This is a genomic window from Pedobacter steynii, assembly GCF_900103665.1.
Classification (GTDB): Bacteria; Bacteroidota; Bacteroidia; order Sphingobacteriales; family Sphingobacteriaceae; genus Pedobacter; species Pedobacter steynii.
Map to the genome: position 1 here is coordinate 13,065 of NZ_FNGY01000008.1, position 12,367 is coordinate 25,431.

At 42.6% G+C, this 12,367-nt stretch carries 13 protein-coding genes; 3 read left to right on the forward strand and 10 right to left on the reverse strand.

Annotation, left to right across the window (positions count from 1 at the left end):
- Window positions 1-10: 10 nt before the first annotated feature.
- Complete coding sequence (locus tag BLQ87_RS21460) at window positions 11-1,435, forward strand: SusD/RagB family nutrient-binding outer membrane lipoprotein (protein ID WP_074610898.1); 1,425 nt, start codon at window positions 11-13, stop codon at window positions 1,433-1,435.
- A gap of 79 nt (window positions 1,436-1,514) precedes the next feature.
- Here BLQ87_RS21460 and BLQ87_RS21465 read toward each other — a convergent pair whose 3' ends face one another.
- Genes BLQ87_RS21465 through BLQ87_RS21475 form a run of 3 tightly spaced genes read right to left on the reverse strand, consistent with a single transcriptional unit; the run spans window position 1,515 to window position 3,926 of the window.
- The gene (locus BLQ87_RS21465) at window positions 1,515-2,177 is read right to left on the reverse strand and encodes a YdeI/OmpD-associated family protein (protein WP_074610901.1); all 663 of its coding nucleotides are present in this window, start codon (window positions 2,175-2,177) and stop codon (window positions 1,515-1,517) included.
- A gap of 29 nt (window positions 2,178-2,206) precedes the next feature.
- Window positions 2,207-2,737: an RNA methyltransferase gene (locus tag BLQ87_RS21470; protein WP_074610903.1), complete on the reverse strand. Its 531-nt coding sequence runs from the start codon at window positions 2,735-2,737 to the stop codon at window positions 2,207-2,209.
- Between the two features lie 37 nt (window positions 2,738-2,774).
- Window positions 2,775-3,926, reverse strand: coding sequence for a galactokinase (locus tag BLQ87_RS21475; protein ID WP_074610905.1), 1,152 nt, complete (start codon window positions 3,924-3,926; stop codon window positions 2,775-2,777).
- Between the two features lie 84 nt (window positions 3,927-4,010).
- Between BLQ87_RS21475 and BLQ87_RS21480 the strand changes: the two genes are divergently transcribed.
- Complete coding sequence (locus BLQ87_RS21480) at window positions 4,011-5,048, forward strand: aldose epimerase family protein (protein ID WP_074610908.1); 1,038 nt, start codon at window positions 4,011-4,013, stop codon at window positions 5,046-5,048.
- Window positions 5,049-5,687, forward strand: a complete 639-nt coding sequence (locus tag BLQ87_RS21485; RefSeq protein ID WP_074610910.1) for a DsbA family oxidoreductase — start codon at window positions 5,049-5,051, stop codon at window positions 5,685-5,687.
- 132 nt (window positions 5,688-5,819) lie between these two features.
- Here BLQ87_RS21485 and BLQ87_RS21490 read toward each other — a convergent pair whose 3' ends face one another.
- The 7 genes from BLQ87_RS21490 to BLQ87_RS21520 form a co-directional block, all read right to left on the reverse strand.
- A complete protein-coding gene (locus BLQ87_RS21490; RefSeq protein WP_074610913.1) occupies window positions 5,820-6,734 on the reverse strand; it encodes an NmrA family NAD(P)-binding protein in 915 nt (304 codons plus the stop codon).
- Window positions 6,721-7,128, reverse strand: a complete 408-nt coding sequence (locus tag BLQ87_RS21495) for a hypothetical protein (RefSeq protein WP_074610915.1) — start codon at window positions 7,126-7,128, stop codon at window positions 6,721-6,723. The genes BLQ87_RS21490 and BLQ87_RS21495 overlap by 14 nt, the downstream gene beginning before the upstream one ends.
- 4 nt (window positions 7,129-7,132) lie before the next feature.
- A complete protein-coding gene (locus BLQ87_RS21500; protein ID WP_074610917.1) occupies window positions 7,133-7,546 on the reverse strand; it encodes a DUF2141 domain-containing protein in 414 nt (137 codons plus the stop codon).
- The gene (locus BLQ87_RS21505) at window positions 7,546-8,604 is read right to left on the reverse strand and encodes a DUF6268 family outer membrane beta-barrel protein (protein ID WP_245723903.1); all 1,059 of its coding nucleotides are present in this window, start codon (window positions 8,602-8,604) and stop codon (window positions 7,546-7,548) included. Before BLQ87_RS21505 ends, BLQ87_RS21500 begins: the two co-directional genes overlap by 1 nt.
- 66 nt (window positions 8,605-8,670) lie before the next feature.
- Window positions 8,671-9,561: a helix-turn-helix domain-containing protein gene (locus tag BLQ87_RS21510; RefSeq protein WP_074610920.1), complete on the reverse strand. Its 891-nt coding sequence runs from the start codon at window positions 9,559-9,561 to the stop codon at window positions 8,671-8,673.
- Between the two features lie 39 nt (window positions 9,562-9,600).
- A complete protein-coding gene (locus BLQ87_RS21515) occupies window positions 9,601-10,671 on the reverse strand; it encodes a hypothetical protein (protein WP_074610922.1) in 1,071 nt (356 codons plus the stop codon).
- 20 nt (window positions 10,672-10,691) lie between these two features.
- Window positions 10,692-12,356, reverse strand: coding sequence for an FAD-binding dehydrogenase (locus tag BLQ87_RS21520; RefSeq protein WP_074610925.1), 1,665 nt, complete (start codon window positions 12,354-12,356; stop codon window positions 10,692-10,694).
- Window positions 12,357-12,367: the final 11 nt, after the last annotated feature.

The window sequence follows — 12,367 nt, forward strand, 5'->3', positions numbered from 1 at the left end:
ATCGAACAACATGAAAAAGACATCATATATATTAATCGCATTTGTGCTACTGGTGTTTGCATCAGGATGCAAAAAATTTCTTGATATTAACAAGGATCCTAATAACCCGGTAGATGTACAGGAGTCACTGATTCTAACACCTCTGGAACTTTATACGACAACAAACATTGTTGCCGGTTACCCTGGAAGTGTTTCTGCTTACTGGATGCAGCAAATGGCAATCAATCAGCCCGCACCGGAGATCGATTCCTACCGCATCACACCGAGTGATGTAAACAATACCTGGAGCTTTGATCTTTATCCTGCAATTTTGCTCAATGCCAGAATCATGGTCCAAAAAGCGGAAAAGTCGGGTAACAATGGTTACGCAGGTATTGGAAAAATCCTTCTTGCTTATAACCTTGCCTTTTGTACCGATCTTTGGGGAGATATTCCATATTCAGAAGCTTTTCAGGAGCTGGCGAATCAGCGGCCTAAATATGATTCACAGGAAAGTATTTACAAGCTAATTCAAAGTACATTGGACGAGGCAATTGTAATTCTGAACTCAGCTCCGGCCGGAGTTAAAGTAGGTACTGATGATTTAATCTATGGTGGTGATTTTGCTTCCTGGAAAAGACTCGCTTATACACTTAAGGCCAGATATTACCTTCGTTTGAGTAAAGCTGCAGGTTATTCTGCTACAACTCAGGCCGATTTAGCGTTAGCGGCATTGCAGAATGGCTTTTCTACAAACGCGCAAAATGCGAAAGTTACTTACTCAGGAAAAGCAAAAGGAGAGAATCCCTGGTATCAGGGAACTTTGCCGGGAGCAGGAGGTGTAGTGCTTTCCAAATATTTTACTGATTTATTAGTTTCCAATAATGATCCCCGATTGCCAATTATAGCGACGGCGGGTTCTGGCGGAGATTATGTGGGCAGACAAAGTGGAACGACACCCACCCCAGATCCAGCGATTTATGCTACAGTTTCGCCTAATGTGGGTGGATATTCTGAAGCGGATGAAGAAAGTGGGAAAGTTGCCCCGGTATACCTTGCTACCTATGCAGAGGCATTGTTTATCAAGGCTGAAGCCACATTGATAAAATCAGGACCAGTAGCGGCAACACCTGTGCTTAAGGAAGCTATTGAAGCCAATATGAACTTGTTGAAAGTTGCGGCGGTGGATAGAGATGCTTATACGGCTACTCATTCTATTCTTGATCCGGTAACTCCGTTAAAGACGATCATTGTAGAGAAATATGTCGCCAATTTTTTATCACCTGAAACCTATAACGATTGGCGCAAGACAGGCTTCCCAGTGCTGACTATTGTTCCAAATGCATTCAAGCCATATATTCCTCAGCGTTTCCCTTATCCTTCACAGGAAGTTACAGCCAATCCTCAACCTCAACAGAGCGTTCTTACCTCTGAGAAAGTTTGGTGGGCCAAGTAAACAATAAGAATTTCTTTTAAACAAGAGCGGCCGCATCAGTTGATGCGGCCGCTCTTGTTTAAATTTTTTGATGATGAGGTTAGGATTTGTCGTTTGGATTCTTTTTCTTTTCCATCAACATCGCAATGGTTTTCTCAATCCTGCTGATCCTGGTTTTATCCTGCTTTGCCGTTAAGATCCAGAGCACATATTCTTTTCTGTGAGAATAAGCCAGAGATTCAAAATAAGTCAGCGCTAAAGGATATTGTTCCAGAGCAGCCAACAGGTCTTCCGGAAGCGTGACTTTTTTGTTGATCACATCAATATATGCTGAAAATTCATTCTGCTCAATATTTTCATTTCTCACTGAAGAAGCCTTCACCAGATCTATAGGTTTCAGGCGCAGACCTGTCCATACTTCTGAAATAGAGACCGATGCACAGGGCGTCAGTTGGTAGGCTTTCAGTTCGTCCCATGGCGCCATCATATGGAGATCGCTTTCCATTCCTGAAGTTTTTTTAGGATAAGCAATCCAGAACAGCGTATCCGGCTTGAGTTTCCCGGAAATGATAGGCAGTTGTTCTTTCAACTCATAACTATTCATGACAAATAGCAACAGCGCATCAAATTCCTTTTCTGCATTAAAACTGAGCTGTACGGCATCAAAATCTCCCAGCAGCGCTGCTACATTTTCAGGCGCATTTTCTACAAGCAGCTTAAATCCTGCTTTAACATGTAGTTTTTTCAGTAGTTTGTTGTCCATCGGTCCGCTTATTTAATCAGGTAAAGCAATTACAACCTTAGTTTGGCAAAGAAATCCCATAGGACAATACCTGCAGAGATCACAATATTGAAGGAATGTTTGGTTCCAAACTGAGGGATTTCAATACATTTATCAATTTGCGCCATCACTTCTTCACTCACTCCGTTGACTTCATTTCCGAAAATCAACGCATATTTTTTACTGCTTTCGGGCTGGAAAGTATTTAACATCACACTTCCCGATGCCTGTTCAATGGCAATGATTTCATATCCATCTTCACGAAGGGAAGCTACTGCTTCCAGTGTGCTTTCAAAATGTGTCCATGCCACGGACTGGGTTGCGCCTAAAGCCGTTTTTTCTATTTCACGGTGCGGAGGTTGAGCGGTAATGCCACAGAGGTATAATTTCTCTATGGCAAAACCATCTGCCGTCCTGAAAACGGAGCCAATATTGTGCATGCTCCGTACATTGTCGAGCACCACGATGACCGGTAATTTCTCCTGTTCTCTAAATTCTTCTACACCTACACGGTTTAGCTCGTCTGATTTTAATTTTTTCATTAAAGACTTTTGATAATTCTATCCGGCAAAATTAAAATTAAATTGCAGAAGCACCATCACCAATCTCACTGATATAGATGGCCGCCGGATAACCGATTCGTTCTACATAGAAATCAGTCAGTTGTCTGGCGAAATCTTCTTCCTGACCTTTCTTTAACAAGGCAATTGCACATCCTCCGAAGCCTGCACCGGTCATTCTTGCACCGATCACATACTCGTAATCCGTACAAAATTCAACAACTGCATCCAGCTCTGCACCGGTAACCTCATATAAATCCTTTAAAGATTGATGAGAAGCGTACATTAAGCGGCCAAATTCTTCCAGATTTCCTTCGTTTAGAGCTTTTGCAGCAAGGCTTACCCTGTCGTTTTCCCGGATCACATGGGTGGCCCTTTTCAAAACAGTCTCGTCAGTAATCAAATGACTGTGCAGGGAAAATTTCTCTGCATTCAGTTCGCATAGGTTATTTAGTGTAATTTCCTGATTGAGTTGTGCCAAACCCGTCTGACATTCCGCAACCCTTTCATTGTATTTTGACTCCGCGAGTTTCCTTGGTTTGTTGGTATTTATGATGGCCAAAGAATAATCGCCCAGGTTACAGTCCACAGACTTATATTTTAAAGTATCGCAATTCAGTACCAGGGCTTTATGCGCCTCTCCGAATGCAACGGCAAACTGGTCCATAATACCGCAGTTCACACCGATAAATTCATTTTCTACTTTTTGAGCAAGTAAAGGGATCTCAATTTTTTCATAACCAAAATTGAAGTAATCATTTAAAGCATAAGCCATTGCAACTTCTATCGAAGCTGAGGAAGATAAGCCGGAGCCAATCGGAATATTGCCGTAAAAGAGCAGGTCAAGACCGGTAGGGATTTCGTGTTTTTTAAGGATTTCATGGAAAACACCCAATGGATAATTGTACCATTCTGAACCCGTTTTTGTATAAGATGGTTGTAGGGCAATTTCTTGTGTTTCAGGGAAGTTAAGGCTGTTGAACCGAATCACCCGGTCGTTGTTTGGAGCAATGCTCAACCAGGTGCCTAAAGTAACTGCGCAAGGCATTACGAGCCCGCCATTATAATCAATATGCTCACCAATCAGGTTCACGCGTCCAGGGGTAAAGTAGTTCGCCTTTGGCTCTTGTCCATATAGCGCTAAGAATTTCTCGGTCAATTCCGCTTTCATTGTAATATTTTGATTTAAAGTTTTTGTTTTAAGTAAAGTATTGATAGTATTGTTTTAAATAACAACCGCCCTAATATACAATTTATGGAAACAAAGCTAATCAAGACCGGGAAATTTATTGACGGTAAGGAGATCCTTGGTATTGAGTTAACAAATACGCATGGCACCTATGTGAAAATATTCAATTATGGTGCAATCATTAATAAATTTATCGTACAGAATAAGCGGGGCGAAAAGCAGGATATTGTGCTTGGCTTTGATGATTTTGAAGGCTATGTAAGTGAAGCGTACCTGGCAGACTATCCTTATCTGGGCGCTGTGATCGGCCGCTATGCCAATCGGGTAAAAAACGGAAGATTTACCATTGACGGAACGGTACATCAACTGACACAGGCTAAAGGTGGCGATTGCCTTCATGGCGGAAATAAGGGATTTGACAAACAGGTTTGGGATGTTTTATCCACCATAGACCCAAGTGTTACCCTGCAATATGTGAGTCCGGACGGAGAAGAACATTTTCCGGGAAATTTAACGCTGCAGCTGACCTTTAAGCTGACTGACGATAACGAATTGATCCTTGATTTTAAAGGAAGTACCGATCAGGCGACGGCCATCAATATCACGCACCATAGCTATTTTAATTTATCACCTGATCTGGAATCAGTCGGAAACCACCATCATAGAATGCCTGCAAGCCACTATCTTGAACAGGATGATAACTATGCTGTTACCGGTAAGTTAATTCCTGTAGAGGGCACGATACACGACTTCCTGGGTGGAAAGCTGATCTCTCAGGATTGGGATCCGGAAGAAGGTTACGATCAGAGCTATGTTTTGGATAAAGAATACGGAGAATTCACACTGGCTTCAGAAACCTCAGAGGAAAAAAGTGGTTTGAAACTTTCCGTTTATACCACGGAACCTGTGGTGCATTTGTATACGGCAAAATACACCTCCGTGAAACATGGCAAAGGTGGTGTTGAATACCATCCTTATGGTGCTTTCTGTGTGGAAACACAGCATCATCCAAACGGCATTAATATCCCTTCCTTTCCGAGTACCATACTAAGACCTGGGGAAACGTATAAACAAACTACAATTTATAAAATAGAACATAACTAAATGAAAGTTGATATCTGGTCGGATGTAAGGTGTCCGTTTTGTTATATAGGAAAGCGGAAGTTTGAATCTGCACTCGCTGAATTTGAGCATAAAGAAGCGATAGAAGTAGAGTGGCACAGCTTTGAACTGGATCAGAACATGGTTACCGTGCTGGACAAAAGTTCAGAGGAATACCTGGCCGAGCGTTATGGAAAGAGCCGGGAATGGGCCGCAGAAAGCCATAAACATGTGACGGAAGCAGCAGCAGAAGTTGGATTGAACTTTAATCTGGCGCAGTCTATCGTGGCCAATTCCTTTGATGCACACCGCCTGATTCAGCTGGCAAAATCTAAAGGTTTAGGGGATGAGATAGAAGAGGCTTTGTTTAAAGCTTATTTTACGGATGGAAAGAATATTGACGATCCTGCTTCTTTAGTTGAAATAGGAACGCTGGCAGGCCTGGAAGCCACAGAAATTACCGAGCTATTAAATAGCGATCATTTTACAGATGAAGTCAGATATGATGAGAAAACTGCCGAAACTATTGGTGTTCGTGGTGTTCCTTTCTTTGTCTTCAATGAAAAACTGGCCGTGTCTGGTGCACAGCCTTCAGAGACTTTTCTTGGCGCATTAAAGCAGGCCTGGGAAGGTCAGGCTTGATATCAGATTTGAGGAAATCCATGGTCACTAAACAATAAACCCACGTTGAGTCCACCTTTTTCTGGTAAAAGGTGGACTCAACGTGGACTTACTGTGCACTTGCTGTGGACTCAACTTGTGTGTATCTGTAACCTACAGCAAAAGTTTCCAGAGCGGCTTTCTTTTAAAATGATGCCGGGATTCCTGCAGGTATTCATCCATGATGCGTGGCTTTCTTAAAATTAAATCTGTAATCGTATCCCGTTCCGGTTCCGGAACTTTGATGGCGAGGTCATCCAGCTCCACAATATGGTTGGCCAACCATTCCGGTAATTTTGCCTTCCTGGTTAACTGATTAAACAAGGCCTCCGGTGTGATGTTTACATAATCGATTTTACGACCCGTTATGCGGGATAATTTTGCGGCCATTTCTATGTTTGTAATCGCTTGCGGGCCGGCGAGAACAATAGATCTTTCTGTTAATGCCAGGGGGGATAATAAATTGTTGACGGCTACTGTGGCTACATCACGGCAATCCACATAATTTCTTGGCGCATCTCCTAAGGCCCCGAAAATCTTGCCGAAATATTGAATTGTGAATACATTCCGTTCCCAGTTTTGCATAAAAGAATGGGGCCTCAGGCAACAAAAATCCTCGATATTTTGCGAAAGATGTTCGTCTATTTTACTATGCCATTGGCTAACCTCCACCTTTGCCGGTAATGGAACAATCGGTGAAGATAACTTAACGATGCGTTTTACGCCACTTTTTTTGGCCGCATCAATGATGTTCATTTCATGTGCCACCTGATCCGGAGAAGTTGCCGTTAAAAGAAACAATGCATCCGCCCCGAGACAAGCTTCTCTAAGTTGCTCGCCTGAGTTTAAGTCGGCACTTACATAGGTGATGTTCGATGGAAGGCTGTTTTTCAATACTGGATAGGGCCGTTCCGGATTTCTAAGAACCCCTCTTGCGATACAATCAATGCCATTTAGCTGGCGCATGACCTCTGTTCCGACCGTACCTGTGCAGCCGAAGACAACGATTGTAGGCTTAATTTCTTTCATTTTTATAAATCTTTACAGGTTGACGGACAGTTAATATGGTGGCACCTAAAAACGCGGAGAATGTGATGTTAAAGTATTGTGATTGAAGTTGAAAGATCCAGGTGATCAGTAGTCCAAGGCTCATCATGAGCATGATGATCAGCAGGGACCTCAGCAGCTTTTGTCGTACTAAAATCTGTTTCAACTCCAATTGCCAAAGGATCGCAAAGCTTAACAATGTTGACACCAGGGACGATATTCCTATCGTCGTATAGCTGGCCTGAATCAGGTCACTTTTCTGAAGAATAATTCCGGAGATGCCAGACATTAGCGAAGGAAATACATAAGCGGGAACGGATGCCAGGAGCAGGGAGCGCAGGTTAAAACTCCCGGGCTGGTAATTTCTATGATTCATCAGTTTAAAAGAGTTTTATGACTTGAGTAACAGGATCACTGCCCAGGGTTATCGCACAGTCATTGAACCTCGGCTTTGCCGAAGGTTTGAAGTTATTGCCATAACCAACAGGTTCCTGAGGGATACCGAACCAATCCTGCTTTAGTTTTTTATTGTCATCCAAGTCCTGAAAAACAGTGACCGCATAGGTTCCTTTTTTCGGTAAATTAAGGCTAAATGTTAAGGTGGAGCCATTTGCCTTAAGGGTTTTGCTGAGGAAGACTTTTTTCAGAAAATCTTCTTTTTTATCATAAATATTTAGCACAACAGTACCTTTTCCCGGTTCAATGTTAGTGATGTTGATGTTCATTTTTACTTCTTGTGCCTTTGCTAAAGCGGAAGCAAAAATGGCGAGCGTGATCAAAATTTTAGCTTTCATTATTTTCTGTTATTTACTGGTTTTCTTCCGATACGATAGGTTAGTGCGGCTTTTCCGTAAGCCATGTTAGAGATGCTGAAGTCATTGACCGTTTTTTGTTTGTCATCGAACAATTCATAGCGGTTCAATAGTCCCATTCCTCCCTGTACCTGAAGCCAGATGCCTCCAACCAGACGTTGGTGCAGCTGCAGGCCACCATGGATGGTAGAAAACTGTGCGTAGTCGACTTCTTTGCCATTATAGCCTTTGTAGTTTTTCAGGTTAAACCGGGTCCAGTCTATTGAGCCGGCCAATCCAACCTGGGTATTTTCAGTCAGGTTATAGAGTACATTTAACCTCGGCCAGTAGAACTGGGCCAGCAATTTACCGTTCGTGCTTCTGTAATCAATTGAGATTCCCGGCGTGATTAAGGCTTCCCCGAAGGAATACATCGCATGTACGCCAAGGCCGATTTCAAGATTAGATTCCGCACCGAATTTTTTGGATACCCCAAGTATTCCGTCCAGGATCAGGTCATCAAAAGAGACTTTCTTTTTAAAATCTGCCGCGATGGTTGGCATCGCTATTGCCAGAATAGACCATTTACTTGAAATCGGATGTCTGATAATAATGACCGATTTTATTTCATGAATCCTGTCGATACGGTTTGGATCGGCAATCGTCTCATCATCATATTTAAAATCCATCATTCTATAGTTAATGTTGCTGAAAACACTGGTTTTGCCGATGTTGAAAGCTGGAACAGGCAACCAGGCATCGTAAGTGTTCAATTGAAACTTATTCTGTTTCAATGAACTCTCAGCTGGCAAATCTTTAAAATCGCTCTTGGCGTGAACGGTGACAGCCACACCACCAATGTCCTGAATAATCTGGCCCTGGCTTTTATTGGAAAACAGGAAAGCAGAGACGATGATAAAAAGAAAAGACAATTTTTTCATGCTGGTATGAGGATACCGTGGCTGATCGCAAGGTTGATTGCATACCTTCAGGTACCCATAAGTACGCAGGGAGGGGAGTGCTTTTTGTTGGAAATTTCTAATGGGAATTGATGTTTTCATTTTCTTTGAATTTGATAATACAAAGATGACCTGAAAACAGAAGCTGCTTTAAAACAAAACCGTCCTTTACCCGGACAAATCCTGCATAAATGCAATCCGGTATTCGGAAGGAGTGATTCCGACTACCTTTTTAAATAGGCGCCCAAAATAGCTTGGATCACCAAAATTGAGCTCAAAAGCAATTTCAGAGATGCTTTTGGTCAGGTCCTGTAACAACAATTGACTTTGCAGGATACTCACTTTATTGATCCATTCCTTTGGACTTGTACCGGTCGTTTCTTTCACACACCGATGGAGGTAGTTCTCCGACACCGCTAACTCATCCGCATAAAACAACACTGTTTTATGAGTGATGTGATGTTTGTACACGAGCTCCTTAAAATTGAAGGTAATTTCGGAATTTCGGTTTACCCCTTTATTCAGTGCTGTATTTGAAGTAAGGATTTTTTGTAATCCTGCCTGAAGCAGCGAATAACAGATGCCGAGGTTGGGGGCCGGACTATAAAGTTCAATGCTCAGGAGCTCAAAAAGAGGAGTTAGCCATGCACTGCTCTCCTTCGATAACTGGATTACTGTGTTTGCGGAAAAAAGTTTAATGAGTTCCTGTTTGGATAACAGTTGATTCAGTGTCTGATCTTCAAATAAAATCATATGCCCCGTGGCATCTTCACTCACTTCTTTTAAAGCCGTAACATTGCCCTGCCTGATGAACAACACTTCATTTTCTTTGATGGATTGTACATCGGCATCTACCTGTTGTTTTGCCTTTCCTCTGGTAATGTGAACAATGAAATTGAAATCAGGCCTGTGCAGGGGGCTGGGCACTTTGATAAACCCGGATGTCTTTCCGATATCATGTATTTGGATAGGTGTTTTTAAAATCACGAAATCCGTTGACATTTCGGACATATACTGACCTCTGAAATCCGTCGGGCTTACTCTCTTTATTTTAGTCACGGTACAAAGCTAACAGAAATAATATTTAGTAAATGTTTTTTATTTATCGCTCGTCTTGTTTATAGGTGGTATTGGGACAGGCGGCATTGTGGTCGGGATCGGTGCCGGTCGGCTATCCTCTTTATATTTTTGGTACCCCTGGTAATGGTATGATTTTTCAGCACCCTCACCACAAACGGTATAGAAGATGCTGGAAGATGAAATACTGTCTTTCAGGCCGCTAAAATTGCCTTTGGTTTTGGGAGATAACTTGACATATTTACGCAGATAACGGGGATCGTTATACTGATTTTGTCTATAGTAGGCCTCGTTCTCTTTCGCTTTTTTACTGATATATTGGTTTGATGCCTTGTCGTACAGGTAATCGGCAGCTGCCGGCGAAGGGAAAGAATGGTAGTGTTTATTCGCAAAGACGAAATCCCCTGTATTCTTTTTTGACAGGTCATACTCATTTTTCAACTGCATAATATCCCGCCATTGGCCTTCATTTTTATCTGTTTTCTGCTTTTTAAAACCTTTCTCTCCAAAAGATGCGGATAACCTCAGGAGTTTTTCATTTTCATCAATGGAAATCATTCCTGAAAAATGTTCCGCATAGCGACCAGGCGCATTATAAACCAAGGTCAAATCGTTAAAGCTTTTATCTATCTGGTAGGTCCAGGAAACGTTTTTGTTGGAAAGGGTGATGCCGGAAACTTTATTTTTTCGCGTCAATACAAAGGGTGCGTCAAAACAATTGGCGTCTTTATTAAACACGTTTTTAATGCTGTCGGCCCCAAGTTGCACAAGGGTTTCTGCAGCTCTGTCGAAACCCTTAAAATCTATTCTTACGCTTGCTCCGATACTTTTGTTCTGATGGGCATATATTTCAAATAATTCCGATTTATCGGGATAGAAAAGCAGATAGTCTTTTTCAAAACCATAACTTCCGAAGATGGCGGTAGCGTAACCATACAACAAGAATCTGCCATCATCAAATAAACAGATTCCTTCTGTACTTTTTCCATAACATCCGCTGAGCGCTTCATAGCGCAGATCTTTATTGGTTTTTTGAGCGAAACAGAATACAGCTAAAAGCAATAGCTGGCATAATAGGAAGATTTTTTTCATTGTTCTGGGATACTATTCCGTCAAAGATCGGCAATATATTTCCCAATTTTCATTCCGGAAAAAATACATCCTCCAAGAAATGTTCCTTCCAGCGCACGGTAGCCATGCATACCGCCGCCACCAAAACCGGCTACTTCGCCCGCTGCATATAGCCCTTCCAGAACAGTGCCATCGGCTTTTAAAACCTGTCCGTTAAGATTTGTTTCGATACCACCCAATGTTTTACGGGTAAGGATGTTGAGGCGTACGGCAATCAGTGGCCCGTTTTCAGATGCTAATATTTTATGCGGTTTCGCTACACGTCCGAGTTTATCACCTAAATACTTTCTGGTACTCCGGATATAATTAATCTGGGTGTCTTTGGAGAATTTATTGTCCAGTTCCCTGTCTCTTGCTTCCAGGAGCGACCTGATCTTTTGCGCATCCAGCAGAAGATCACCAGAAAGTTCGTTCATCTTTTGCACCAGTTCTTCCAAATCATCTGATACAATAAAATCTTTACCATTTTCCTTAAACGCTTCTACGGGACCGGGTGCTTTTTTACCGAAAATCCTTTTCAGAAAAAGGAGGTAATCTTTATTGGTGATATCCGGATTTTGCTCTGATCCGGAAAGCGCAAATTCCTTTTTAATGATTTTTTGTGTCAGGATAAACCAGGAGTAAGCATATCCCGTTTCCTGGATGTGTTTCAAGGTGCCCAGTGTATCAAATCCCGGTAGGAAAGGAGCAGGGAGGCGATTGCCCTTGGCATCAAGCCAAAAAGAAGATGGACCGGGTAGTATTCTTATGCCATGATTTGGCCAGATGGGATTCCAGTTTTGCAGACCTTCGGTGTAATGCCACATCCGGTCGCGGTTAATGATATTGGCACCTGTAGCTTCGGCAATGCCGATCATTTTACCATCTACATAGGCCGGTACACCACATACCATGTTTTCTGGTGCTTTACCCAGTCTTTCCGGCCAGTTTTGCCGTACCAGTTCATGATTGGCGCCGATTCCCCCGGTTGCGATCACGACAAGAGCTGCTTTATATTCAAATTGAGAAATGACATTCCTGTTGGTCGCAAACCCCCTTTCTTTATCATCATTTTCTAATACATCACCCTGTGTGCCAACGATTTTTCCATCTATGCTGATCAGCGCAGTCACGCGATGTCTGAATTTCATTTGAAGCAGGCCTTTTGCGCTTGCTTCATGAGCTTTTTCGACAAATGGTTTGATGACGCCGGTACCGGTACCCCAGCTGACATGAAAACGTGGAACTGAATTGCCATGACCACTTGCCGCGCCATCTCCTCGCTCTGCCCATCCCACCATAAACATCAGCTTAATGCCCATCTTAGAGATGTATTCGTATTTTTCTCCCGCAGCAAACTTTAGATAGGCTTCTGCCCATTGCCTTGGCCAGTAATCTTCTTCACGATCGAAAGCAGCTGTGCCCATCCAGTCCTGCAAGGCCAGTTCATAAGAATCTTTGATCCCCATTCTGCGTTGCTGGGGCGAGTTGATTAAAAATAAACCTCCAAATGACCAGAATGCTTGTCCGCCGAGATTTTGCTCCGTTTCCTGATCCAGTAGCAATACCTTTTTTCCTGCATTGGTAATTTCCATAGCAGCAACCAGTCCGGCTAATCCGGAGCCAATGACGATCGCATCAGGTTTAAACTCTTCTTCTATAGGCATATACACAAATA

Bases quoted from the DNA above. Each gene is read 5' to 3' on its own strand.
- BLQ87_RS21460 (WP_074610898.1), top strand. From the start codon at position 11: ATGAAAAAGACATCATATATATTAATCGCATTTGTGCTACTGGTGTTT.
- BLQ87_RS21465 (WP_074610901.1), bottom strand. From the start codon at position 2,177: ATGGACAACAAACTACTGAAAAAACTACATGTTAAAGCAGGATTTAAG.
- BLQ87_RS21470 (WP_074610903.1), bottom strand. From the start codon at position 2,737: ATGAAAAAATTAAAATCAGACGAGCTAAACCGTGTAGGTGTAGAAGAA.
- BLQ87_RS21475 (WP_074610905.1), bottom strand. From the start codon at position 3,926: ATGAAAGCGGAATTGACCGAGAAATTCTTAGCGCTATATGGACAAGAG.
- BLQ87_RS21480 (WP_074610908.1), top strand. From the start codon at position 4,011: ATGGAAACAAAGCTAATCAAGACCGGGAAATTTATTGACGGTAAGGAG.
- BLQ87_RS21485 (WP_074610910.1), top strand. From the start codon at position 5,049: ATGAAAGTTGATATCTGGTCGGATGTAAGGTGTCCGTTTTGTTATATA.
- BLQ87_RS21490 (WP_074610913.1), bottom strand. From the start codon at position 6,734: ATGAAAGAAATTAAGCCTACAATCGTTGTCTTCGGCTGCACAGGTACG.
- BLQ87_RS21495 (WP_074610915.1), bottom strand. From the start codon at position 7,128: ATGAATCATAGAAATTACCAGCCCGGGAGTTTTAACCTGCGCTCCCTG.
- BLQ87_RS21500 (WP_074610917.1), bottom strand. From the start codon at position 7,546: ATGAAAGCTAAAATTTTGATCACGCTCGCCATTTTTGCTTCCGCTTTA.
- BLQ87_RS21505 (WP_245723903.1), bottom strand. From the start codon at position 8,604: ATGAAAACATCAATTCCCATTAGAAATTTCCAACAAAAAGCACTCCCC.
- BLQ87_RS21515 (WP_074610922.1), bottom strand. From the start codon at position 10,671: ATGAAAAAAATCTTCCTATTATGCCAGCTATTGCTTTTAGCTGTATTC.
- BLQ87_RS21520 (WP_074610925.1), bottom strand. From the start codon at position 12,356: ATGCCTATAGAAGAAGAGTTTAAACCTGATGCGATCGTCATTGGCTCC.